This is a genomic window from Curtobacterium sp. MCBA15_007, assembly GCF_001864905.1.
Classification (GTDB): Bacteria; Actinomycetota; Actinomycetes; order Actinomycetales; family Microbacteriaceae; genus Curtobacterium; species Curtobacterium poinsettiae.
In genome coordinates, this window is record NZ_MJGM01000025.1 from 1 (window position 1) to 206 (window position 206).

Genomic DNA, 206 nt, shown 5'->3' on the forward strand with positions numbered 1-206 from the left:
CACCGCTCTGCCCTCTTCACGGAAGGCAGTAGCTGGGACAGCTTTGAGACCAATGTATGATCTGGTCGAGAGTGTTCCGGTGGTCATAGCGAGAGGGAAACGCCCGGTCACATTCCGAACCCGGAAGCTAAGCCTCTCAGCGCCGATGGTACTGCAAGGGGGACCTTGTGGGAGAGTAGGACGCCGCCGGACTTAACGTAGTAACA

General features: G+C 57.8%; 1 rRNA gene. It reads left to right on the top strand.

Annotated elements, in window-relative coordinates:
* Positions 1 to 75: 75 nt before the first annotated feature.
* A 5S ribosomal RNA gene (rrf, locus tag BIU95_RS12245) occupies positions 76 to 192 on the top strand.
* The last annotated feature ends 14 nt before the right edge of the window (positions 193 to 206 follow it).